Origin of the sequence: Pseudoalteromonas sp. 68 DY56-GL68 (assembly GCF_041414825.1) — a bacterium.
Lineage (GTDB): Bacteria > Pseudomonadota > Gammaproteobacteria > Enterobacterales > Alteromonadaceae > Pseudoalteromonas.
The window spans coordinates 55,893-78,464 of the sequence record NZ_JAOCZL010000010.1 but is presented as its reverse complement, the minus strand read 5'-3'; the positions used below and the strand labels follow the sequence as shown (position 1 = coordinate 78,464).

25 protein-coding genes are annotated in these 22,572 nt (G+C 38.0%); 9 read left to right on the top strand and 16 right to left on the bottom strand.

The features are described from left to right. Positions 1-30: 30 nt before the first annotated feature. From NYF15_RS06995 to NYF15_RS06985, 3 genes are all read right to left on the bottom strand, one after another. Positions 31-1,290, bottom strand: coding sequence for a Y-family DNA polymerase (locus NYF15_RS06995; protein ID WP_371353171.1), 1,260 nt, complete (start codon positions 1,288-1,290; stop codon positions 31-33). Then, positions 1,278-1,694 carry a translesion error-prone DNA polymerase V autoproteolytic subunit gene (locus NYF15_RS06990; RefSeq protein ID WP_237118370.1) on the bottom strand — a complete coding sequence of 139 codons (417 nt, stop codon included), beginning with the start codon at positions 1,692-1,694 and terminating at the stop codon, positions 1,278-1,280. The genes NYF15_RS06995 and NYF15_RS06990 overlap by 13 nt, the downstream gene beginning before the upstream one ends. Positions 1,695-1,793: 99 nt before the next feature. Further along, positions 1,794-3,812: an ATP-binding protein gene (locus tag NYF15_RS06985; RefSeq protein ID WP_371353170.1), complete on the bottom strand. Its 2,019-nt coding sequence runs from the start codon at positions 3,810-3,812 to the stop codon at positions 1,794-1,796. A gap of 240 nt (positions 3,813-4,052) precedes the next feature. Here NYF15_RS06985 and NYF15_RS06980 point away from each other — a divergent pair, with 240 nt between their 5' ends. The 3 genes from NYF15_RS06980 (at position 4,053) to NYF15_RS06970 (ending at position 7,558) form a co-directional block, all read left to right on the top strand. Further along, positions 4,053-5,348 carry a diguanylate cyclase domain-containing protein gene (locus NYF15_RS06980; RefSeq protein ID WP_371353169.1) on the top strand — a complete coding sequence of 432 codons (1,296 nt, stop codon included), beginning with the start codon at positions 4,053-4,055 and terminating at the stop codon, positions 5,346-5,348. Positions 5,349-5,440: 92 nt separating this feature from the next. Next, positions 5,441-6,334: a TIGR01777 family oxidoreductase gene (locus tag NYF15_RS06975; RefSeq protein ID WP_371353168.1), complete on the top strand. Its 894-nt coding sequence runs from the start codon at positions 5,441-5,443 to the stop codon at positions 6,332-6,334. A 558-nt stretch (positions 6,335-6,892) separates the two neighbouring features. Further along, positions 6,893-7,558 carry a GGDEF domain-containing protein gene (locus NYF15_RS06970; protein ID WP_371353167.1) on the top strand — a complete coding sequence of 222 codons (666 nt, stop codon included), beginning with the start codon at positions 6,893-6,895 and terminating at the stop codon, positions 7,556-7,558. A 5-nt stretch (positions 7,559-7,563) separates the two neighbouring features. On the opposite strand, the gene NYF15_RS06965 is transcribed toward NYF15_RS06970, so the two are convergent. Continuing rightward, positions 7,564-8,517, bottom strand: coding sequence for a LysR family transcriptional regulator (locus tag NYF15_RS06965; RefSeq protein ID WP_371353166.1), 954 nt, complete (start codon positions 8,515-8,517; stop codon positions 7,564-7,566). Between the two features lie 105 nt (positions 8,518-8,622). On the opposite strand from NYF15_RS06965, the gene NYF15_RS06960 reads away from it, so the two are divergent. Together NYF15_RS06960 and NYF15_RS06955 are read left to right on the top strand one after the other, a co-directional pair. Beyond that, complete coding sequence (locus tag NYF15_RS06960; protein WP_371353165.1) at positions 8,623-9,564, top strand: sodium-dependent bicarbonate transport family permease; 942 nt, start codon at positions 8,623-8,625, stop codon at positions 9,562-9,564. 82 nt (positions 9,565-9,646) lie between these two features. Next, a complete protein-coding gene (locus NYF15_RS06955) occupies positions 9,647-10,066 on the top strand; it encodes a hypothetical protein (protein ID WP_371353164.1) in 420 nt (139 codons plus the stop codon). Between the two features lie 8 nt (positions 10,067-10,074). On the opposite strand, the gene NYF15_RS06950 is transcribed toward NYF15_RS06955, so the two are convergent. The 6 genes from NYF15_RS06950 to NYF15_RS06925 form a co-directional block, all read right to left on the bottom strand. Beyond that, positions 10,075-10,458, bottom strand: a complete 384-nt coding sequence (locus NYF15_RS06950) for a hypothetical protein (protein ID WP_371353163.1) — start codon at positions 10,456-10,458, stop codon at positions 10,075-10,077. A gap of 129 nt (positions 10,459-10,587) precedes the next feature. Next, positions 10,588-11,160: a hypothetical protein gene (locus tag NYF15_RS06945; protein ID WP_371353162.1), complete on the bottom strand. Its 573-nt coding sequence runs from the start codon at positions 11,158-11,160 to the stop codon at positions 10,588-10,590. 75 nt (positions 11,161-11,235) lie between these two features. Continuing rightward, positions 11,236-11,421 carry a hypothetical protein gene (locus NYF15_RS06940; protein ID WP_371353161.1) on the bottom strand — a complete coding sequence of 62 codons (186 nt, stop codon included), beginning with the start codon at positions 11,419-11,421 and terminating at the stop codon, positions 11,236-11,238. Between the two features lie 656 nt (positions 11,422-12,077). Then, positions 12,078-12,869: an MBL fold metallo-hydrolase gene (locus NYF15_RS06935; RefSeq protein WP_371353160.1), complete on the bottom strand. Its 792-nt coding sequence runs from the start codon at positions 12,867-12,869 to the stop codon at positions 12,078-12,080. A gap of 118 nt (positions 12,870-12,987) precedes the next feature. Then, positions 12,988-15,111, bottom strand: a complete 2,124-nt coding sequence (locus tag NYF15_RS06930) for a P-loop NTPase fold protein (protein WP_371353159.1) — start codon at positions 15,109-15,111, stop codon at positions 12,988-12,990. A 417-nt stretch (positions 15,112-15,528) separates the two neighbouring features. Further along, complete coding sequence (locus tag NYF15_RS06925) at positions 15,529-15,702, bottom strand: hypothetical protein (protein WP_371353158.1); 174 nt, start codon at positions 15,700-15,702, stop codon at positions 15,529-15,531. Positions 15,703-16,053: 351 nt separating this feature from the next. Here NYF15_RS06925 and NYF15_RS06920 point away from each other — a divergent pair, with 351 nt between their 5' ends. Next, the gene (locus tag NYF15_RS06920) at positions 16,054-16,254 is read left to right on the top strand and encodes a S24 family peptidase (RefSeq protein ID WP_371353157.1); all 201 of its coding nucleotides are present in this window, start codon (positions 16,054-16,056) and stop codon (positions 16,252-16,254) included. 277 nt (positions 16,255-16,531) lie between these two features. On the opposite strand, the gene NYF15_RS06915 is transcribed toward NYF15_RS06920, so the two are convergent. The 5 genes from NYF15_RS06915 to NYF15_RS06895 all read right to left on the bottom strand — a co-directional run bounded on the left by NYF15_RS06915 (position 16,532) and on the right by NYF15_RS06895 (position 18,445). Beyond that, positions 16,532-16,798 carry a hypothetical protein gene (locus NYF15_RS06915; RefSeq protein ID WP_371353156.1) on the bottom strand — a complete coding sequence of 89 codons (267 nt, stop codon included), beginning with the start codon at positions 16,796-16,798 and terminating at the stop codon, positions 16,532-16,534. A 10-nt stretch (positions 16,799-16,808) separates the two neighbouring features. Further along, entirely contained in the window at positions 16,809-16,988 is a 180-nt protein-coding gene (locus tag NYF15_RS06910) for a YodC family protein (RefSeq protein WP_371353155.1), read from the bottom strand. A gap of 396 nt (positions 16,989-17,384) precedes the next feature. Then, positions 17,385-17,807 carry a tyrosine-type recombinase/integrase gene (locus NYF15_RS06905; RefSeq protein WP_371353183.1) on the bottom strand — a complete coding sequence of 141 codons (423 nt, stop codon included), beginning with the start codon at positions 17,805-17,807 and terminating at the stop codon, positions 17,385-17,387. 38 nt (positions 17,808-17,845) lie between these two features. Further along, positions 17,846-18,085 (bottom strand): hypothetical protein, encoded by a 240-nt coding sequence (locus tag NYF15_RS06900; protein WP_245219948.1) that lies wholly within the window; start codon positions 18,083-18,085, stop codon positions 17,846-17,848. 90 nt (positions 18,086-18,175) lie between these two features. Then, complete coding sequence (locus NYF15_RS06895) at positions 18,176-18,445, bottom strand: Arm DNA-binding domain-containing protein (protein WP_371353154.1); 270 nt, start codon at positions 18,443-18,445, stop codon at positions 18,176-18,178. A 126-nt stretch (positions 18,446-18,571) separates the two neighbouring features. On the opposite strand from NYF15_RS06895, the gene sbcB reads away from it, so the two are divergent. After that, positions 18,572-20,023: an exodeoxyribonuclease I gene (sbcB, locus tag NYF15_RS06890; protein ID WP_371353153.1), complete on the top strand. Its 1,452-nt coding sequence runs from the start codon at positions 18,572-18,574 to the stop codon at positions 20,021-20,023. Between the two features lie 46 nt (positions 20,024-20,069). Here sbcB and NYF15_RS06885 read toward each other — a convergent pair whose 3' ends face one another. Further along, positions 20,070-20,951, bottom strand: a complete 882-nt coding sequence (locus NYF15_RS06885; protein WP_062569339.1) for an NAD(P)-dependent oxidoreductase — start codon at positions 20,949-20,951, stop codon at positions 20,070-20,072. Positions 20,952-21,065: 114 nt separating this feature from the next. Here NYF15_RS06885 and NYF15_RS06880 point away from each other — a divergent pair, with 114 nt between their 5' ends. Together NYF15_RS06880 and NYF15_RS06875 are read left to right on the top strand one after the other, a co-directional pair. Next, on the top strand, positions 21,066-21,581 hold the full coding sequence (locus NYF15_RS06880; protein ID WP_062569340.1) for a glutathione peroxidase: 516 nt from the start codon (positions 21,066-21,068) through the stop codon (positions 21,579-21,581). After that, the gene (locus NYF15_RS06875) at positions 21,547-22,530 is read left to right on the top strand and encodes a 2-hydroxyacid dehydrogenase (RefSeq protein ID WP_371353182.1); all 984 of its coding nucleotides are present in this window, start codon (positions 21,547-21,549) and stop codon (positions 22,528-22,530) included. Before NYF15_RS06880 ends, NYF15_RS06875 begins: the two co-directional genes overlap by 35 nt. The last annotated feature ends 42 nt before the right edge of the window (positions 22,531-22,572 follow it).

The following is a 22,572-nucleotide window of genomic DNA, read 5'->3' as shown; positions in this document are numbered from 1 at the left end:
TAAATGCTGATTTGATATTCCTTTAATGTTTTAACCACAATCAATTATTGGAATATCAGACCACCTAGTTGTGTAGTGCGGTGATAAAAATGCGCGGCGCATATTCCATTTCTGCGTTAAACACTCACTGCCTGATTGTAAAGCACCTGTTCCGTACCGACTATTAATTGAGTCAACACAGTCCATAAGTACTTGCTTAGACTGTTTTTCAGTAAATAAGTCTAGCTGCTTATTTGCCGAGCATTCCAACTCAATTGCCCCGACTCCACAGCGATAAAAATGCACATTCTCTTTGTATATTTTTTCTAATATTAATGAGGCTGCTTTTGTGATTTCGAGTGTATCTGCTGTAGCAGCAGGAAAATCAAATATTATAGACTTTTTATAATACTCATTATCATGTGGTGAGCTGGCAGCAAATACCACAATACGCTTTGTTATAGAGCCCTGCCTTCTTAATTTTCGACCAACAATTGCTGCGTGCGCACTTAATGCGGCTCTTAATGTGTTGATATCTGTAACTCGCTCACCAAAACTACGTGTAGAAAACACCTCTTTTTTACCTTGCTTCACTTCATCCCAATTTAAACAAGCCACACCATTTAATTCACTCACCGTTCGCTCAACAACAACACTAAATAACCTACGCATTTTTTTGGGGCTTTGATCTGCAAGTTGCTGAGCTGTTTCTATTCCCATCAGTTTAAATTTTTTTGCTAAACGAGAGCCGACTCCCCATACATGCCTTACATCCATTTGACTGAGTATTTGTTTGCGTGAAATCTCGTCATTGATAACAGCCACACCTTTAAAGCCAGGTAGCTTTTTTGCCGCATAATTTGCAGCTTTAGCTAATGTTGGCGTTGTGCCAAACCCTACTCCAACAGGCAAGCTTGTTTCTCGCCATACTGTGCGCCTTATTTGCTGACCATAAGCATGCCAATCAGTAATCAGGCTACTAAACCCTGTAAATTTTAAAAATGACTCGTCTATCGAATAAACATGGTGCGTATCGCTAAACCGGCTTATCACAGTCATCATACGCTCACTTAAATCGGCATATAATTCATAGTTTGATGAACGCACCACTACATTATTTTTAGCTAAAAAATTTTTCACTTTAAAATAAGGTGCAAAGTTTGGAATATTTAGCTTTCTTGCGATTGGGCAAACGGCGCAAATACAGCCATCGTTGTTCGTTAGGACAACAACCGGTTTATAGCGGATGGAGGGATCAAACACTTTCTCTGCGCTTGCGTAAAAAGCGGCAGCATCAACTAGCGCATACATAAGGAGTTTATGCTTTTGTTATTTTTAAATGTTCGTATGCAAGCAGTTACAACTCCCTCAACTTTAAACTGGTCGTCTTCATAAATTGATACGGGCTTATATAAGTCTGAGGCTGATAATAATTGCCGTTTATTGGTATCAATAATCTTGCACACAAAGCTGCCGTTGTAAGTGGCAACAATAATGTCGCCATTTTGGATAGCCACGCTCCTATCAACGATTAATAAGTCTTTATCAAAGATTTTTGCATCTACCATTGAGTGACCTGATGCTAAACCTATAAAGGTTGCATGGGGATGTTTAATAAGCAGCTCATCAAGCGACAAGCCAAGTTCTTTGTACTCTGCCGCAGGCGACTCAAAACCCGTAATACCTGCTTCAATATAGATAGGAATAACAAACATACACAACCACAAATACTGTACATAAACACAGTATAGGTTAGATAAAATAATTAGGAAAGTGGAATTTTATAAGCCTAAAAGCAAGATTCTGTAACTTACTTATAAATCAAACTTTTCTTTAGCAGCAAGTATTGCCTGTTCAATGAATATGTTTTTAACGGGTTTAGAAATGAACATGTCCATACCCGCTTGTTTACATGCAGCTTTATCATCAGCAGAGGTATTCGCCGTTAAGGCTACAATATAGGTTTTATCTGTAGGGCATATCGCAAGTTTTCTTAATTGGCGGGTTGCTTCAAGGCCATCTAGCAATGGCATAACACAGTCCATAAAAATTAAGTTATAGTGCTTTTGCTTACATTTATTAATTGCATCGACGCCGTCACAGGCAAAATCAGCGGATAAACCCATTTTTTCTAGAAAGGCCGAAAGCACGAAACGGTTGATTTGGTTATCATCAACAACCAGTATCGATAAAGCTAATGACGATAAATCAACGTCACTGCCACTATGGTTACTTTGATTTTGTGGCGTGCCTTTTTGCAAAGGTAATCGAATATCAAAACAGCTCCCTTTTTGATATTCACTTGACACATTAATTGTGCCACCCATGTAATCAATCAACTCTTTTATAATAGCAAGCCCGAGCCCTGTGCCCCCTTTTTTACGCTCTTTATTTACTTCCTGCGTGAACGGGGAAAACAGTGATTTCATAAAGGTTTCTGTCATACCAACCCCTGTATCACTTACTTGTAAGTGAAGTACAACAGTATCTTGCTCTGAGGTTGTGGTTGCTTTAATGCTAATATGACCGTCATCGGTAAACTTAAGTGCATTACTCAATAGATTTGAAACTATTTGAGTTATTCGCGTGTTGTCGCAAAACGTCCAGCATTCATCATCAATATTAATGTCTGTATCAAACCGAAGCTGTTTTTGTTCAAACAACGGGGTATATAACGACACTAAATCAATAAAAATGGTTTTCAGTAAGAAGTGACTTGGCTCTAACTGTAACTCGCCATGATTTATTTTTGTGAAATCCAGTACTTCATTAATAATATTCAATAAAATATCAGCACTGCGCAATGCTACTTTTAACTTTTCTTCACGCTTTTGTTCTGACTTTTCATAGAGTAAGGTTGTCAGCATCCCTGTAATACCATTAAGAGGAGTTCTTAATTCATGACTTATTTTTGCAAGCAGGATACTGCGGTCTTTTAATGTGCGTTCAGCGTCGGCCTTTTGCTGTTTTAGCTCTTCGCGTAGTAGCACTTCCTTAGTGATATCTTGGAATGTACCAATTAGGCGAATACATTGCCCATTATTAAACTCAGCCTCACCAAAGGTCGACACCCAAATTGTTTTACCTTTCGCTGTTACAAGCTCAACTTCGTTTTGCCAATCAACTCCATGCTCTATCGCATCTGACACGGCTTTTTCAATCGCGCGTCGGCTTTCACCTTGCTTATAAAAATTAATCGCTGTCTCTATGTTTGGCGTATAATCTTCTGCTACTTCATGAATTATGCGTGTTTGTTTACTCCAATAAAGACGATTGGTTGTTAAATCAAATTCCCAAGAGCCGATTTTGGCAACATCTTCAACTTGAGCCAGCATGTAATTCTTTTTGATAAGCTTTTGAGCATTATTATTTCGCGCAAATTCACTACCCAGCCATTGAGCAAAAAGTTCAACATAGTCATGCGCTTCATTTGTAAAAGGTGCTGATGGCTGGGGAGCAGAAAAATTAACCGTACCCACAACCTGACTTCCCACATAAATAGGTGCACCAATATAAGACTCTAATTGAAAATTAATATAACAAGGGTGCGCTGCGATATGTGTTTTTGACGCATGATAAAATGATAACGCTTTATTAGCCTTAAGTGTATGTAAGCAGTATGTATTTTCTAAATCAAATTGAGTACCCACTGCAATTTCATTATTGGGAGACACCACATGTAATACAGTATAAACCTGTTCACGGACTTCACTCACAATAGCAAAATCGAGGGCAAAAACATCTAAACCAAACCGTAAGATGTGCTGAACTTTATCTTCAAAACAAAGAGTCTGATCAGAAACAATATCATGAAATCGACGTAAAAAGTTCAACCTAACTCCCTAGGTAATAATTCTGGATTTATTTTGATAACAGCATACCAATAAATAGAAAAACACACATCAAATCAATCAAAAATACTTAGTTTTTATAATTAAAAGTCACTAAATCTCTTTTTGTTCATCACCTAGGTGCCTTTTTATCCTTCAGCTAAACTTTTATTGGCGTTATTCCCTACCATCATCAATACTTTATCATTAACTAAGCTCATTTCATCTTATTATGGCTTATTGATGTCACTAAAACTAAAGCTAACTCTGTTACTCTCATCACTGTTTTTAGTGTTATTACTGAATACTTCCATCGTGTTTTATCTCGATCAAGAAGGCCGCTCAAAACTTTACGCTGTTACTCGCACCCACTTAATTATTGATGAATCGGAGCTACTGTATAATGATGTAATTAATGCTGAAACAGGCCAGCGTGGCTATTTACTCACCCATGATGCAAGTTACCTTGCTCCCTATTATTCTGGAATAAAAGAAAGCCAATCTAGACTATCTGAACTTAATAGCCTCACTGTTAATAATAAAAAACAACAACAGCAACTAAGTGATATTCGCTTACTTGTTGAACAAAAATTCACTGAACTTGCACTAACAATAGAGCTTGCGCAACAAAATACCGATGCCTCAATCAAAAAAGCAATATCCGTCGTTCAAAGTGATCAGGGAAAAATAATAATGGATCAAATAAGTGAAAAAATAAGCACTTTTCAAGATGACGAAAGACAGCGCCTCGATATCGAACGAAAAGAGTTTAGACATAACAGAAAAGTAATCACCTTTATTGTGTCTATCCAGATCCCGCTATTTATTTTGCTTTCTGTTTTGTGTGCTGTGTATATCAGAAATAAGTTGTTTAAACCGCTTAATCTATTAATTACCAATACTGAGAAGCTAGAGCGAGGAGAGAAACCAGATACCACACATTACACTGCCCATGATGAAATTGGCCATTTACTTAAGCGGTTTTACCGAATGAGCAAGATCATTCATAAAAAAACGGCAAAGCTCACCTTTCAGGCTAATCACGATCATTTAACAGGGCTACTTAATCGAACAGAATTAGAGTCACAACTCATTGATGCTATCAATTTATGTACTGAAGATAGTAAAGTTGCTGTTATTTTTATTGATATAAATAAGTTTAAAGAATTAAACGATCATTACGGTCATGCAGTGGGTGATGATATCTTAAAAGAAACGGCAAAGCGGATCAGTTCATCGACCCGTGCAGACGATGATATATACCGCTACGGCGGAGATGAATTTATCGTTATTATGCATAACACAGCCAAAACATCCTATGTTGAAGCGATGATCGCTCATTTAATTGCGCAATTTAAACGACCATTTGAAGTCGCAAATCAGCGTATTGAAGTTTCTTTGAGTATTGGGGTATCAATCGCTCCAGATCATAGTTGTGATGCACTACAATTAATAAAAAATGCTGACACCGCAATGTACAAGGCAAAAACAACAGCTAATAAAACCTATTTTTTCTACCAATCTAACGATGAAAACTGAACGTAAATATGTCTTTTTACGTATAAATTTGCAAAAAACAGACGTGCTATGTATAAAAAACATACACACATATTTATAAAAAGGGTATCGCTATGCATATTTTGTTAACCGGTGGAACGGGATTGATTGGTAAACACTTGTGCCCTTTTTTACTTAATCATCATAAAGTAACTGTACTTAGTCGTAATCCTATTCAGGCAAATGTGCTGCTTACACATCAGGTACATGCTGTACAGACACTCGATGAAGTCGACTTTGAAGACATTGATGCGGTGATAAATTTAGCGGGTGAGCCTATTGTAAATAAACGCTGGAGTGAATCACAAAAGCGCACACTTTTTGAGAGTCGAGTCAATCTAACACAGCAAATTAGCAAAGCTATTAATCGCTGTGAGTCACCTCCTCATACTTTTATATCTGGTAGTGCAATTGGTTTTTACGGCCGTCAAAATGATAATCATATTGATGAAGAATTTAATGATATTTACCCTGAGTTTAGTCATGTGCTTTGCCGTGATTGGGAGCATGCAGCTACAAAAGCAGAATCAGAAAAAACACGGGTATGCCTGTTAAGAACCGGCATCGTGCTTGCTAAACAAGGCGGTGCCTTGTCAAAAATGCTACCCGCATTCAAGTTTGGCTTAGGTGGGCCAATCGGTCATGGGCAGCAAGGTATGTCGTGGATACACATTGATGACATGATCCAACTTATTTTATTTATACTCACACACGAAGACATTCATGGCCCTATTAACGCAACCGCTCCCAACCCTGTGAGTAATAATGTGTTTAGCCAAACCTTAGGCAGTGTACTGTCGCGACCAGCGATGCTTAGAATGCCTGGTTGGGTATTAAAGCTGATGATGGGTGAAATGTCAGACCTACTACTACATGGGCAATTCGTACTGCCCAAAAAAGTGCTCGCACATAATTACCGTTTTCATTATCCAACCCTTAAACCAGCACTGGAAAGTCTAAAATTGTAAGAACTAAATGCGTATTGCCATAACGCTATTAATACATAATAATTAATATGTGAACACAGATGTGTGAGTTTAGGATTATATATGGTGCACCTACCCACCATTATTAGTATCTCAATTTTATTGAACCTGATAATTGGTGCTTTTTTACTGTCTTTGTATTTTTTAAGAAAGCAGTCTAGCTATTTGTACTGGGGGAGCTCATGTCTAATTTTTGTGTTAGCGCAAATTACAGCCTCTTTAAGGCTCTTTATAGACCTGCCATTTATAACCCATTACATAGCAGACTTACTCATAATTTCAGCTCCGTTAGCAGCTATTTTGGGTATACATGCGTATACACAATCCGAAAAACAAAAGTTAAAGTTGTGCGCTTATTTATTGGGCGCTAGTGCAATCGTATTATTACCTTTGTATAGCAACTCAGTTAATCAACTTATAACAACAGCAGTGATTGCTGCATGTTTTAGTTATGCGGCTTATGCACTAAGAAAACTCAATGTCGAGCATATTATTCACTTGGTCCTGTTACAGCTATGTTTTGTTTTGCATGCTTGCATTATGCTCTTACAGCTAGGGCTATTAGTCATAGATGGGCTTAATATATTTACTTTCGATTTCTCACAAATACTCGCCATCATCTTACTGAGTCACATTGTGATAACCACACTAACGGCGATGATTTGGCCCTTATTAATGTTTTTAGAGTCTGAGCAAATTTTAAGTGACTTGGCCAATAGAGACCCACTAACAGGCTTACTAAACAGACGCGCGTTTTTAACTATTAGCAATAACTATTTAGAACAAGCCAACAATAACTTAACCGAACTCTGTGCACTGATGATCGATATCGACTTTTTTAAAAAAGTGAACGACCAATATGGTCATGATACTGGTGATGAAGCATTAAAGTGGGTCGCCAGTAAAATTAAATCGCAACTTAGGGAAGGCGATCTTATCGCACGAATTGGAGGCGAAGAATTTGCCGTACTGCTCACCAACACCAGTTTACAAAAAGGCCAAACATTGTCTGAGCGTATACGGGTAGCGATTAATAGTGAAACGTTTATACATCAGCAGCACGAAATAAAGCTATCGATTAGTGTTGGCATAATTACACATAAATCTGGCAGCAATAACATTAACGAATTACTCGCCCAAGCAGACAAAGGGCTTTATAAAGCCAAAAGTAATGGCCGCAACCAAGTAGTCATGATGGCCTTTTAGCTTTATTAATAACCAAGGCTGTCGTTAAGCGTACTTAATTCATTTGTTATCCAAGCTTTATCTAAGCATTGCTCTAGATTTAACTCAGCAAACTTTAAAAAGCTCCTTGCAGCGTGCGATAAATGCCGGTCAGTTCTAACAACAAAATACCAATGACTTGCAATCTGAACATCGGCCACATTGAGGATGCTAAACGAAGTATCATGTGCAGGTAAAACATGCCGAGAAACAACCCCCAAGCCCATCCCCGAGCCAACCGATACACGAATAGCTTCATTACTTGCCATCTGCACAGTATTACTTAATACAAAGCCCCTACTTTGTAGTTCACTTTCAAATAACATACGCGTAGCAGAGCCAGGTTCTCGTAATAAAAAACGCTCCGTTACTAACGCTTTTAGATTTACATTTTTTTGCAAAGCAAGGTGATGGTTTTTTGGCGCAATAAAAACCAATGGATTTTGTAAAAAACGAGCAGCTTTTGCGTGTTCCAACGAAGGTGGATGACTGAAAACATAAATATCATCTTCCCCTCTTTCAAAACGAGCTAACACCTCAGCACGATTACCAATTTCGAGTGGTAATTCAACGTGCGGATGTAAATTACTATAAGGGCCCAATAGCTTAGGTAGGATATATTGCGCAGTATTCACAATAGCAATCTTGCATTGACCACGCTCCCCCCCTCTGAGCTCGGCTAAGTAGTCTCGGTAATCATCAAAGTGCCCAAACACTTGCTGGCATGTCTGAAAAAGTGCAAAGCCCGCTTCTGTCACATGTATACGCTGTTGGTTAACAACAATTAATGGCTCATTGACAGTTTCTTGCAAGCGTTTTATTTGCTGCGATACCGTAGGTTGCGTTAAGTATAGTTGCCTAGCCGTTTCACTAATAGAGCGTGTTTTAACAACACACATAAACACTTCTAATAAACGAAAAGAGATATGCCTTAGATCCATACATCACCTATAGATAATTACCTATATGATGATATCAACTATTTAATTATTTTCTATATTAATTTTTATCTAGAATAGCGGCGCTTTAACTAAGAGGAGAACAAAGTGCCTGATATTGTTGTAATGTTTTTTGTTTTAGGTGTCACCGCTGGCTTACTAAGGTCGGATTTAAAAATTCCCCAAGCAACCTACGAAACATTGAGTTTATTACTCATGCTTACTATAGGCCTAAAAGGTGGAATGGTATTACATGGCAATTTACATTGGCAATTGCTACCTGAAATGGGCTCTGTACTACTGCTTGGCGCTTGTATTCCGTTACTACTTTTCCCTGTTTTAAAATATGCACTTAATTTATCAATCGCAAATAGCGCAAGTATTGCTGCGCATTACGGCTCAGTAAGTGCCGGAACATTCGCTGTTGCATTGGCCTATGCCGAGTCTAATTCGTTAAATGTAGGTGCAGAAGTAACACTCTATTTAGTGATGCTTGAGTTACCCGCCATCATCGTTGGTTTATTACTTTATCGCCGCTTAGGTAATGGCTCTGGGCAAAACTTATCACTTAAAGCCCTATGGCATGAAACTCTCACCAACAAAAGCGTGATATTGCTCGTTGGCGGCGTGATCATTGGTATGATGTACGGCACCCAAGAAGGAAGCCAAGTTACAAGCTTATTAACTAACAGCTTCAAAGTAGTACTGGCGCTATTCTTACTTGAAATGGGGTTAATGGCAGCGCAAACTTTACGCCCAATCCCTTGGCATCAATGGCGGTTAGCGCTATTCGCTATCATAACCCCTAACCTACTAGGTGCAATAGGTGTTTTTGTCGGCACCGCTTTGCAGTTAGAGCTAGGATCCATTGTTATATTAGGTAGCCTAGTTGCGAGTGCTTCTTACATAGCAGCGCCAGCAGCAATAAAAGCAGCGATCCCAAATGCTGATATCGGCTTAGCAATGCTCAGTTCTTTAGGGGTTACGTTTCCGTTTAATGTACTAGTAGGAATAGGGTTATATCATCAAATAGCATTGTTTATTTCGTAAAAAAGTAAGTTCAATCATCGCTTTATCAATGCGATTTAGTTAAAAGTCGTTTAAGATAGGCAAAAATAAGCAAGGAGCTGCCATGTTCAATTATAAACTCAACACTGAGCAGCAGCGCATAAGCGAGATTTTTCAACGTTTATGTAAGCTATGTGAAGTGAAAAATAATACTGAATTGGAAAACTACTTATCATTAAAATCTGGGTTTTGCGAGCACTGTATTGACAGTGCAACTCCACCCTACGAAGTCATTGATACCGCATGTAAAATGACAGACACAAGTTTTGATTTTGTATTAAATGGTCATAACCAAAATACGATGACGCTGGATGGTAATTTATTACAAGCGGTTAATAATGGCATTATTAAAAGCATTAAAAAGTTATCAACAGCGGGGTTGATAAAAGGTGATAATCAAACACAAGAAGCGCTTAACCAATTAGCAAAAATTCAAGTTAAGCAAATAGAAAACGAAATCAAAATACAAAGCCAGATCAAATAATCTGGCTTTTAATTTCTACCTTTGTATAACTCGTTATAGATATTAGCGATGTTATTTTGCTGATCATAATATCGTTGTAACTCGCCTAACGACATGTCTTTCAGCTCTTTATCTGCCAAATTGCAGCAGCTATCAGCCAATGACAATTGCTCTAAGTCTGGCGACTCACCAATCAGCCCCGCAATTTCGCCTTTAAGCTGCTCAGCTTTATTAAAAAGTTTAATAGCACGGTTTAAATCTGTTTCATTTTCAGCTTGAATGGTACACCAAACAGCTTCAACAGACTTTGTTCTTATCTGATCTTCAAAAATGCCCTTACGCGAAATTAACCAAATACTGGCAACCAGCATGATGGCTAAAACGACAATGGCTATGTATATAAGTTCAAGCATTACGGTCCCTCGGTAAACTGAATGTTACTATACACCCAAAGTTAGCTTTCAACATATCAGTAAAAAGCATTATAAATGAAACTAGAAAGCTGATATATAACAAAGTTATCATTTATACATATTTATCTATCAGGGCCAACTCGGACTGACTAAAACCTTTAGCTTAGTTTTAAGCAAACGAGGAAAAAGCATCACAATTGCAAGTGCGATACTCACGTATAAGACGATAAAGCTGTAAATGTAGTGTATGTAAGCGTGCTCTTCTTGAATATTTAAAACAACCAATTTAAACCATAAAATAAGATGAGCAAATGATAGAAGGGTTGTTAGCTTAATGACACAAAAGAACAAGTTTCCAAACTTGTAACTGAATTTTGTATGCAAGTAATACAAAAAATAAATACTAAGCACATTAATTAAAGATGCTACGAGGTAAATATGTTGCGTATTTCCTATACTTTTATTTTCTGCTATAAAAATTAGAACGTACTCCATCAAAAGTGAAGTTAGTGCATATTTTACAACTACAGATGCTATTGATAAAAAGTCACTAAAGTGTTCTCTATTTTTAAGTGCTCGATACAATGAAGAGGCCAGTGCTAAAACATACATAGTCGCTATAATAGCTTGGAGCGAAATAACTCGATGATCCTCGGTTGCAACTAACAAGTTATTGTACAAATTTTGAATAGATTCAAGCATTTTTCACCCTCTAAACGAATTCAAAGGGTAAAATGAAATGAATAAAAAAACCAGCAAATTGCTGGTTTATTTATTTTAATTTTCTTTCTTATTTTTTCTAATGATAACAATACCACCTGTACCATTTAATTGGTATTCTTGCTTTTTCTTCTTTTTAATTATTACGATCCCACCAGTACCTTGAAGTTTAGTTGTATCAAAAGACTGTGCAGGTAAAGCAGTTGAAGATAAGGTAGATAGTAATAAAGTAGATAAAGTCATTTTTTTGTTCCTTCATATTTAGGTATAAATAAAGATGCCATTTACAAGCAAATTTTGAGCCATCATATAGTTTTGAATGAAAACTATTCGCTCAGCTACCTATATAAGCATAAAAAACAACCTACAGGTTATTTCACAAGCTTATTGAGAACAAAAAACACTCACTCCACCTATCCTTTTATCTGAAGGTCAGCCTTTTATCTATTTGCGCTTAAAGCTCAGCGCCATAATTCTGACATTTAAGGTAAGTGTAGTGTGGGTATAGCCAAACTTAGCTTTTGTTTTTCGGCCAAGTCTAAAAAAGCAAAGTGATATAAAATTAGATTGGGGTATGCATAATCAAGTTCCTTGTGATTTTGCTTAATGAAAATAAATTAACAAGAGTCCTAGATGTCTAGTTGTTCAGGGGAAGTCCGCATATCTGATTATCTTACAGTTTTAATGAATAGGTTTAAATTTCATCTGACAGGCGGTTGTGGGCGAACAGCGGAAGTTCGTTCAAACACGTTTTTGGACAAAAATGAGTTAGAATCGACTGACGGATCTGTGCAATGGCTAGACATTGGTAACGCATTAAGCGGAGAGTAAAAGTTGGCTAAATTTATGAAGCAAAGCGGAATCGAACCAACTGTTACGAATCCGCCTTAAACCCCTTATTACATGCCTTTCTCTTTTTCTATCACCGAAATTGTTCTTTCTACAAATCTTTTGAATGCTTCTTGGGGAAGGAATGGTGACCTACCGCCTAAATTGAATTTTTCCACAATACTCTTAGCTTGAGCATCATTCATTATTCGGTCTTCATCCCACCCTTTTTGGTGTAGCTCTCGGACTCTCATTATCCATTCTGAAGTATTTTTTCTGAATTCTAGTAAAGACAACTTTCTTGCTGGTGCGCCATGGCCAGGCACTATGAGAGACTCTTCGTCACCTAGCTTCATAATTGCATCAATCGCATCATTAAAACCTTGAAATCCACCTGCATAAAATGTTGGGTGCCAACTGGTATCGAAAACATCACCAACAAAAATAGTATTGCTAATTTTGTGGTAATAAATATTGTCATTCGATGAGTGTGACTTCACTTTAATATGAACAAGATCATCTGAAGTAGTAATACTCTCGACAAGCTTTGCGCCTTGCTCTATGAAAAACTCATTACCACCCGTATGATCTGAATGTGTGTGAGTATTCAAGATATAAATTATGGACTTATTGGAAATTGACTTAACTATGTTATCTAACTCTAGTAAATGCCCATCCCCTGGCATGGGGTCGATTAAGGTCAAACCATTCTCTGTAGTTATTAATCCAATATTAGTTCCGTACTCCTTTCCACTCAAAATATGAACTTGATCAGATACTTTCTCTACATGGATATTGCTAGAAAAGACAGTAGAACTGAAAAATAGCAATGAAATTAATTGTATGCATTTAAATTTTGTCATAGCTCATCCTAGTTAAGCGATACTAAATAGTACATTGTCATTTAACGCCGCGCTCTGCGGCAAATTTGGAGCGCAGCGGAAAATTTGTCCGACAGCAGCGCTTTGTTAGCAATTGTGGCTACCATCGTTCACCTTGCTCCCCATCTCTGAGGTAGTATTTTTTTCCGTCAAGAATACTTTTTAGTATTGCCTGAATATGAATTGGTTGATTTCCAATATCTACTTTCTTGACTTGATCTCTAAGTACCTCTAAATCAATGACATCGCTAAAGCTTTTTTCATTAATCTGAACGTAAGGCCCGTTGGTAGAATCACTACCCGAGTTGCCAATTATTTCAGCCACCCTAATTGCGCCATTATCATTGCTCAATATTTCTGATATGAAAACAGAAGTCTTTTCTTTTGAGGATCTTTTCAATTCGTAGAAAATGTGTGACTCAAGGTGGTTGTTGATGTATGCCCTATCAGTAAGAGCTTTCATTGCCATCTCTTGATAATCACCTTCAAGTTGTTCCAGCTGCTGTTCGGTGATCCATTTTTCATCATGGTTCTTCCCGTGCACCTGATCTCTAATTTTATACAGAACATCGGCTGCTAAAGGGGCACTTTTTTCCCTACCTACCAAATATTTGATCAATGTATATTTTTTGCCACTCTCAGATATAACCTTATTTGTCAGCCAATTCATTTGGCGATATAGATCCTTGGACATAAAGCCATAATTACTTTCTAGAGAGGATATTAGTTTGTCAGAATTAAGAAATGCATCATAAATGCTGGCCAGAATATCAGAACTATTGTCGCCGCATTCTCTCGCATAATTCGTCATCATCTCAAAGAATCGATCTTCGGCGTCTTCAGTAATCACTTTTTCAAGAAACTCTGCTCTGTCAATTTCTCCAGAGATAAAGTCAAGAATCTCTTGATCTGAAAGATATCCTATTGGTGTTTTGTAGTGAAATGCAACATGAAGCCTTTGAGGGGCTGACACTCGACCAGCGGAATCTGTATCGGAAACTCCATAATAAGAATATCCACCCGAATCCAGAAGCGGAAAGGTATCACCAAGAAGTCCCTCAAGTAATTTACGATCTCTTTCGCTAAATACTTTGAGGATACAATCTCGTTCACCCTTAAACGACTCAACCACCTTTTCTGGCTTATCCATCATAAGACCGTCATTTGAAAATCTTTTACCGATGTAAGCTTCTGGCGAGTTCTTAATATGCTCGTATAAAGAATTGGCTTTAGTAGCAATTATAGATAACGAGAAAAGGTCTGAAAAACAAACCTGACCTTCAACCTGCTCCAGAACAAATCTCAAGTGATTAAAGAATCTTTTCAGCTCCCTAGGATTTTTGATTAGGTGTTTGAAATAATTATAGTATACCCAGCTTAACCTCTCTTGGTCACTTTCAAATCTATCAGTTAGGTTTCTATCGCTTAAATTTTCCAGCTCAACATTAGCAAGCTCATTCATACCTCGTTCAGAAATTACAGGTAGAGGCACCCTGAGCTGTATTACCTTGTTGATGTATTCGAAGGCATTTACTATGTCATTCTTATCTAAAACAGAGATAAGATAGTTTGAGTCAAATGCCAATAGAAAAGATGTTCCAGAAAAGTCTGCTACAGCCTTAACGAGACGTAGGACTTGAAATGTTTCAGATGGGGTCAACCTATCAATATCATCTATAACAACAACTATTGGTGTTTTTATTTTATCTATTGCAGATACAACCTTCTTCTTTTTTCCGAGCAAATCTAGTTTTTTCAACTCTGCAATCTTCTTAGCTGAATTTCCAAACCCAGAAAATACTTTTTCAACAATTGACGCCCAAGGCTCTGCACCAGGAACTAGCTTAGCGACGCTAAAAAGGCTCGAATATGCTATTAATTCCTTGGCAGCTTTTAGAGCTGCATCAGAACTATCTTGAATATTTAACTGTGATGAAAATTGAAGTAAGAAATCCTGAATTAACGATTCGGGTTTGCCAGCCAACCAAGGGTTATATTCAATAATAATTGGTACAGATTCTTTTTCATTTAAAGCGCCTTTGACTAGGTTAATTACTGACGTTTTTCCATAACCCCATTCCCCTTCCAAAGAAACAGTTAAACAATCATCATCATGATTCAATAGAAGTACATTTGCTAAGTGGTTGGCAAAGTCGAGCCTATTTAGTAAATCAGGGTCATTGGGACCACCCTGTATCGGTTGGTCGTTATGGTACTTTCCCATTCATAGATCCATTATTTGTGAAGATTGCTAACAATTTAATAGTGCGCAAATCGCGCATATTTCTGCCACGTAACTGCTCACTTTTCTGATTACTACGTTTTTATCAAATTAGCTAACCTTTTGCTAGTTAACAAAATAATTTAAATTGGTAAAGTGGTCTTATGACAAGAATGCGCAAATTGCTCATTTTCCTGAATATAGGGGAAAGTTGTAAATTTTAAATATAAAAAATGTATCAAAAGAAAATTTTCAATGTCCACTATTTGTTCAAAGAAGACCGTTTGAGCAATTAGGCTAACTCTTTTTAGGGCAAAGAAGAGTTAAAGCCGAACGCCCTAAAATAGCACAAGTGCAACTGTCAGATTTGACTGTGTTATAACAATCAAACCTGACAGATCAAGTTAAAACTTATTCACTTTAATTTTGCGATTTTTCAATTTTAGAAATTAATGTATCAAGCACTATTAAATCATTAGCCTTTTCCATATATTCATCACTATCTTCATCAAGCTGTTTAAACTCCACTGTTTCTTTTTCAACTCTATCTTTAAGTGTGCTTTTTATTAATCTAAGCTCTAATTGTGAAAACATAATTATCCTACATCTTTATTTGGTACGCCGATAAAACAAGGAGTAACCATCGAATCTAACTGATTTAGCTTTTCTAAATATTGAGTAACCGGCATGTCATATAGAGGTCTAATGATAAAATGGTTCTTATCTAACGATCCCCCATCATCTAGCGACACATGGAGGCCTTGCGGCATTTTAGACTTAGCAGGTAGTTTCCACCATAGAGTACCAAGTTTGGATTCTATAAGTAGATAAAGACAAGTTTAATGCCCTTCCCCTAAATTTAAAGAACTATCTCAGACGTTAGATACGAGCTTTTCAAAGGACTAAACTTTTATAAGCCGCAAAAGTGGCCGTAGTATAGAAGACTTGGGAATTTATGGTGGAGGTGATTTGTTAATTATTTATTGGTCCAAAAATGTGCAACAAAACGATGTAATCGTTGCATGCTTAAATGGTCAGTTTGTTTGTAAGATAGCCGACTTAACTAATAACCTTTTGTTGTCGGCAAACCCAGCCAATAAGCCATACAAATTAACTAGATTTGACCAATACAATGTGAAGGTGTAGTTACACAATCAATCAGAATACACAGAACTACAAGTGTTTTGGAGTTTGAGTGTTAAACCTAATATAAACAGCGATAACGGCCCTTCTCACAATTATATGCGTCAATTTTAGCCTTTCACTTATATTTTTCTTTAAGCGGAAACTGGACGATCACTCAAGTTCGTTTCATTACAAAAAAGTTTTAAGTCGTCGGCTGTATTGAGTAAGCTTCACTTGAGAATTTCTATGGGAAACGCCTGCGTATAGGCGCGTATTTGTGAGCGAACTTGTTAGGCGATTAACCACTAGCTTCTCGACCTAGTTCATCTTCTGGAACTCTAAACCGCCAATATCTATCTGGTTTTACCCAAACAACATTTGACTCAGTTAGATTCTTGAAAGCATTAAGAACTTGGCGACCAATTGATAGGTTTCCATCAGCATTTTCTCGAAGCAAATGTTCAGAATCCGATTTAACCAGGAAATCAACTACATCATCTTGATATATGCACTGGTTTTTTTCAATTTCTTCTAGCATCCACTTTGCAACTCTTTGAGCATCCATTATTTTTATCTTACTCTACAGCCTCTAGTGAGTCTTCTTGAAAAACACCTGATTCAAGCTTCTTACCTGCAAACCACTGACACTTATAATATAAACTTCTATGATCTGGCAATATCTGAACTGTCATTTCAGGGCCCCCTGATTTTAGTTTCACAATATCACCAATCTTATATTTATTTGTATTGGACATCACTGTCTCCTTTATTTGTGTTTTTAATTTTCGCCTAACATTTTAATAGTACACTCATCGCGCATATTTCTCTCTTATATAGTTTTAACAAATAACCTAAATTATTACATCACAAATTTTTCTAAAATTTTAGGTAATCTTAAATGAATCAAAATGCGCTCAGTGCTAATTTTATAACTATATGCGCAAAGAGCAGCCAAAACAATCAATTAACGAAAGTGTTTAGTCAATCTAAATGGCCACTTTTTGTTCAATATGAAGCTTTAGAGTATTTGCGTTAATTCATAATAGGACATAAGCGAGTCATGCCTGTAGGCCTTACAACATTTTATTTAGCTCATAATAGCTAGCGAGCTGTTTCCTGTGACTAAAGCTATTATTTAGGTAATACTGAAATCAATTTCTATTAAAAATTAAATTGCAATAAAGCTCGTAACTTTCCCTTTGCTCTTTCATCCAGTCATATTTGTTGTACACGGCCATAACACCACGCATAGTATGTCCGAGCATCTTTTCTGTTACATGTGGCGCAACACCATGCTCATGGGGTAATGTGGATAATGATCTGCGCGCATCATGTGGTATAAATTTAGCCATGTTGTATTTTTCAAATAAGTGCTCCCAAACACGACAACAATAGCGTTTAATGCTATGTGTGGTCATCGGTTTATGTGGGTTACTGCCTAGTATCATGTATTCAAAGTTCCCGTAAACTGTTGAAAGCCTGTTCAGGATTTCTTTCATCAAGTAAGAAGTTGGGCGCCTTATAGCTTTTTTAATTTGTTTTTGAATTTTCAGGTAGTACCGTCCAAACATCATTTTCAAAATCAGAATGCTCCTACTTAGCTAAGCGAACCTCAGACTGACGGGCCCCCTGTTATGAATATAAGCTGCAAACAAGACTTAGTTGCAAGGGTTGCTCTAGTTGATTCAATATGAAACCAAAGTTTAGCTATTTCATCTATCTGTAAAACGCGTTGACCGACACTCGCCTGTTCACCTATATCATTTACATTTAAATTTAACACCGGATTAAAAGGCTTTACTAAGCCACGCTTTTCAGCCCAACCTAAAATTGATTTTAAGCGTGTTAGCATTGTTCCTGCTGATTAGCAGTCCCTTTAAGTTTTACCATGTCAAAATATTTGACCCATTCAGATGAATATTTGCTAATGTCGGTAGGCTCTTTACATTAACTTAGGCTCTCTACGAGGATCTTTCTTTTTACTTAGCCAGTTCTGAAATAAAGGTATGTATTTTTGCGCTTCTTTAATGCTCAGCCCAGGATATCGACCTAACGATATAATTACTTGTTTTCCATCAACTCGGCAACGATACTGCCAAGTAATTACACCTTTAGCTGATACCCTTACACTCAAACTATCTCTATGCGATAATACTTGCGGTGTTTGGTTTTTATATAGCAGCTTTCTTAATTTAGTGTCGCTGATTGCCATTTTATATTTTATACACACTTAGCAAAAAATTTATACACACCACGCAGATATTGCAACGTATTCGAATAGATAACAAAAAAGAATAAAACAGCCAAAACCTATGATTTTAAAGGGCTAAGAGACAGAATGAGTGAACCAAAATACTACGAAAACCAACCAACAATCTACTGGCACGACTACGAGACTTTTGGGGCTAGCCCACAAAAAGATCGCCCAAGTCAGTTTGCAGGTATTCGCACTGATCTAGATTTAAATATTATTGGTGAACCGTTAATTGAGTATTGCAAGCCTGCTGCCGATTACTTACCGCATCCAGAAGCCTGTTTGATCACAGGTATCACGCCACAAATTGCAATGCAAAAAGGGCTGCCTGAAGCTGAGTTTATGGCAAAAATTCATACCGAGTTTAGCCAACCTAATACCTGTGTAGCTGGTTATAACAGTATTCGCTTTGATGATGAAGTAACACGTTATAGTCTATACCGTAACTTTTATGACCCTTACGAGCGTGAGTACAAAAATAATAATAGCCGCTGGGATATTATTGATTTAGTACGTGCATGTTACGCACTGCGCCCTGAAGGTATTGAATGGCCGCTTAAAGAAGACGGCACGCCTAGTTTTAAACTTGAACATCTAACGGTAGCCAATGGCATAGAACATGCCGCAGCTCACGATGCATTGAGTGATGTAACAGCAACGATTGCGCTTGCGAAACTTATAAAAGAAAAACAGCCTAAGCTTTATCAGTTTTTCTTCAGCTTACGTTCTAAAAAAGCGCTCGCTGATTTAGTCGACGTATTTAACATGACACCACTGGTGCATACCTCATCACGCATCCCTGCAAGCCAAGGTTGCACTAGCTGGATTACACCTATGAGCTTTCATCCGGTGAACAAAAACGCCATTATTTGCTTTAACTTAACTGAAGATCCACAGGTGTTATTAGATTTGTCGGTCGAGGAGTTACGCACTCGGCTTTATACCAAACACAGTGACCTTGGTGAAGACGAAGCACCAGTAGGCTTAAAGCTCGTACACCTAAATAAATGCCCTATTCTTGCGCCAGCAAAAACCTTGTTACCTGAAAACGCAGCGCGTTTAGGCATTGACCGCGAAAAGTGCCTACAAAACTTGGCTGTCTTAAAAGCGAATACTGAACTTCGCGACAAAGTAACCGAAGTCTTTAATGAGCAGCGTGATTTTAGTGAAAACCAAAACCCTGACTACCAACTTTATGATGGCTTTACGAGCAATGCAGATAAAGCCAAGTTTGCCATTATTCGCGATGCAAGCCCTGAGCAACTAGCCTCAATGCAGCTTGATTTCGATGACAAAAAGTTTGCCACCTTACTATTTAGATATCGCGCTCGAAACTGGCCACAAACTCTTAGCCAAGATGAACTGGCTACATGGCGTCAATACTGTCAAAACAAGCTCATGCACGGTGAAGATAGTCCATCAATTAGTGCGCAAGATTTCATGATCACCCTTGAAAACCTAGCTCATGAAAATGATGATAACGAAAAAAATCTACATATTTTAAAAGCGTTGTACAATTACGCACAAAGCATGTAATAAAAAACGCGACATTTTGTCGCGTTTTTTTATAAACAATATCACGTTACTTTTTATGTAACGCTTCAATACGTGCCAACAAGCTTGAGGTGTCGTAGCGGCCGCCACCTAGCGCTTGTACATCAGCATAGTACTGATCAACCGTGGCTGTCATCGGCAAGGTTGCGCCATTTGCCTTTGCCTCATCAAGCGCAATGCCTAAATCTTTACGCATCCAATCAACAGCAAACCCAAATTCGTACTCACCCGCCCACATTGTCTTGTAGCGGTTTTCCATCTGCCATGAGCCTGCAGCACCTTTTGAAATAGTTTCGATCACTTTTTCACCATCAAGACCCGCTTGTTTAGCAAAGTGCAAACCTTCCGCTAAACCTTGTACCACACCTGCGATACAAATTTGATTAACCATTTTGCAAAGCTGGCCAGAGCCTACTTCGCCTAATAATTGGCTAAAGCGGCTAAAAGCAGCCATAACAGGCTGAACAACATTAAAATCAGTCTCGTCACCACCAACCATCACAGTTAATACACCATTCTCGGCGCCCGCTTGGCCGCCAGAAACTGGCGCATCTAAAAATGCAACACCTTGTAGTTTCGCTTGAGTCGCCACTTCACGGGCTACCTCGGCCGAAGTCGTTGTATGGTCAACTAAATAGCTTCCAGACTCCATGCCCGCAAGCACACCCTTGTCGCCATAAACAACTGACCGTAGGTCATCATCATTACCCACACACATAAATACAATTTCAGCGCCTTTTGCAGCTTCACTAGGCGTTTGAGCATATTGACCTTGATACTCTGAAGCCCACTTTTGCGCTTTTGCTGTTGTGCGATTGTAAACAGTCACGTTGTGACCTGCGTTGGCAAGGTGACCTGCCATAGGGTAACCCATTACACCTAATCCGATGAAGGCGACTTTCATTGACATAAAACTGACCTATTTGAGTGATAAATTAGTAACAATTTCATTATCTCAATCGAATAACTAAAAAGCGAATGAAAAAAAGTTCATTTAAACCGTTTAAAAACACACAGGTAAAACATGGATAGTATATATCGTTTCAATGCCCAGCTTACATCCGGTGAAAATTTCAGCCTTGAATCGTTAAAAGGAAGAACAGCACTTATCGTAAATACCGCCAGTAAATGTAACTTTTCAATGCAAATGGCCAGCCTTGAAAAACTCTATAATGAGTATCAAGGACGCGGATTTACAGTGCTTGCTTTCGCCTGTAATCAGTTTGGTCATAACGAGCCGTTAGATGGGCAGGAGCTACAGACTTTCTACCAACAGCATTTTGATGTTAGCTTTCCTATTTTTAATAAAGTATTAGTCAATGGGCCTGAGGCGCATCCGTTATTTAATTATTTAAAATGCCATACCCGCGGAATTGCGCAAAACCGCGCAATTAAATGGAATTTCACCAAATTTCTTATAAACTCAGAGGGTCAACTTGTTGCGCGATATGCCCCGCGCACTAAACCTGAAGCCCTCAAAATGGTGATAGAGAGTAATTTAAATGATGAAACTGGCCTTATTCAGTGCGCAAAAGTATGAACAACCGTTTTTTGAAAGGAATCTAACGGAATACGCTGAGTCGGTTTCGCTCAGTTATTTTGAGCAATCTCTCAACAGTACCACAACACCTTTATGCCATGGTTTTGATGCAGTATGCGTATTTGTAAACGACACTGTCGATAAAGATGTCATAGCCAATATGGCCACTTTAGGTATTAAAGCCATATTATTACGTTGCGCGGGTTTTAATAATGTTGATTTAGCAGCCGCCAAAGAGCACAACATCAAGGTTTGTCGTGTGCCCGCTTATAGCCCTGAGGCCGTTGCTGAGCATTGTGTAGCACTTATGCTAACACTCAACCGAAAAACCCATAAAGCCTTTAACCGAGTACGCGAAGGAAATTTTGATTTAAATGGCCTGCTGGGTTTTAACCTGTTTCAAAAAACCATCGGTATTATAGGTTGCGGTAAAATCGGCTTAGCATTAGTGAATATTTTAAATGGTTTCGGTGCAAAAGTGTTAGTGTGCGATCCTGTCGCTAAAAAAGGCGATTACACACTTTGCGACTTAGACACACTGCTCACGCAAAGTGATGTCATCTCCTTGCATTGCCCACTAAACGAACATACTCATCACTTAATTGATGCCAAGGCATTTGAAAAAATGAAAGACGGTGTCATGCTGATTAACACCTCTCGTGGTGCACTGCTCGATACACAAGCATGTATTCAAGCACTTAAGTCCAAAAAACTCGGTCACTTAGGACTTGATGTTTATGAGCAAGAGTCAGAGCTTTTCTTTAAAGATCACCGCGAAGAAATCATGCAGGATGACATTTTTTCTCGCTTGGTTAGTTTTCCAAACGTGCTTGTTACTGGGCACCAAGGTTTTTTCACTCAAGAAGCGCTTAGCGAAATTGCTTGCACAACATTACAAAGCGCCAACGAACTTAGCCAAGGTTTACCATTAACTAACGAAGTTATATAAGGCAAAAGCACCTTTAAATTAAAAAAAGGCGTGAGGTTTAAA

Bases quoted from the DNA above. Each gene is read 5' to 3' on its own strand.
- NYF15_RS06910 (WP_371353155.1), bottom strand. From the start codon at position 16,988: ATGTCCAATACAAATAAATATAAGATTGGTGATATTGTGAAACTAAAA.
- NYF15_RS06895 (WP_371353154.1), bottom strand. From the start codon at position 18,445: ATGGCAATCAGCGACACTAAATTAAGAAAGCTGCTATATAAAAACCAA.
- NYF15_RS06980 (WP_371353169.1), top strand. From the start codon at position 4,053: ATGTCACTAAAACTAAAGCTAACTCTGTTACTCTCATCACTGTTTTTA.
- NYF15_RS06885 (WP_062569339.1), bottom strand. From the start codon at position 20,951: ATGTCAATGAAAGTCGCCTTCATCGGATTAGGTGTAATGGGTTACCCT.
- NYF15_RS06975 (WP_371353168.1), top strand. From the start codon at position 5,441: ATGCATATTTTGTTAACCGGTGGAACGGGATTGATTGGTAAACACTTG.
- NYF15_RS06915 (WP_371353156.1), bottom strand. From the start codon at position 16,798: ATGGATGCTCAAAGAGTTGCAAAGTGGATGCTAGAAGAAATTGAAAAA.
- sbcB (WP_371353153.1), top strand. From the start codon at position 18,572: ATGAGTGAACCAAAATACTACGAAAACCAACCAACAATCTACTGGCAC.
- NYF15_RS06875 (WP_371353182.1), top strand. From the start codon at position 21,547: ATGAAACTGGCCTTATTCAGTGCGCAAAAGTATGAACAACCGTTTTTT.
- NYF15_RS06930 (WP_371353159.1), bottom strand. From the start codon at position 15,111: ATGGGAAAGTACCATAACGACCAACCGATACAGGGTGGTCCCAATGAC.
- NYF15_RS06880 (WP_062569340.1), top strand. From the start codon at position 21,066: ATGGATAGTATATATCGTTTCAATGCCCAGCTTACATCCGGTGAAAAT.
- NYF15_RS06945 (WP_371353162.1), bottom strand. From the start codon at position 11,160: ATGCTTGAATCTATTCAAAATTTGTACAATAACTTGTTAGTTGCAACC.
- NYF15_RS06950 (WP_371353163.1), bottom strand. From the start codon at position 10,458: ATGCTTGAACTTATATACATAGCCATTGTCGTTTTAGCCATCATGCTG.
- NYF15_RS06965 (WP_371353166.1), bottom strand. From the start codon at position 8,517: ATGGATCTAAGGCATATCTCTTTTCGTTTATTAGAAGTGTTTATGTGT.
- NYF15_RS06905 (WP_371353183.1), bottom strand. From the start codon at position 17,807: ATGATGTTTGGACGGTACTACCTGAAAATTCAAAAACAAATTAAAAAA.
- NYF15_RS06925 (WP_371353158.1), bottom strand. From the start codon at position 15,702: ATGTTTTCACAATTAGAGCTTAGATTAATAAAAAGCACACTTAAAGAT.
- NYF15_RS06970 (WP_371353167.1), top strand. From the start codon at position 6,893: ATGCTCTTACAGCTAGGGCTATTAGTCATAGATGGGCTTAATATATTT.
- NYF15_RS06935 (WP_371353160.1), bottom strand. From the start codon at position 12,869: ATGACAAAATTTAAATGCATACAATTAATTTCATTGCTATTTTTCAGT.
- NYF15_RS06995 (WP_371353171.1), bottom strand. From the start codon at position 1,290: ATGTATGCGCTAGTTGATGCTGCCGCTTTTTACGCAAGCGCAGAGAAA.
- NYF15_RS06900 (WP_245219948.1), bottom strand. From the start codon at position 18,085: ATGCTAACACGCTTAAAATCAATTTTAGGTTGGGCTGAAAAGCGTGGC.
- NYF15_RS06940 (WP_371353161.1), bottom strand. From the start codon at position 11,421: ATGACTTTATCTACTTTATTACTATCTACCTTATCTTCAACTGCTTTA.
- NYF15_RS06990 (WP_237118370.1), bottom strand. From the start codon at position 1,694: ATGTTTGTTATTCCTATCTATATTGAAGCAGGTATTACGGGTTTTGAG.
- NYF15_RS06955 (WP_371353164.1), top strand. From the start codon at position 9,647: ATGTTCAATTATAAACTCAACACTGAGCAGCAGCGCATAAGCGAGATT.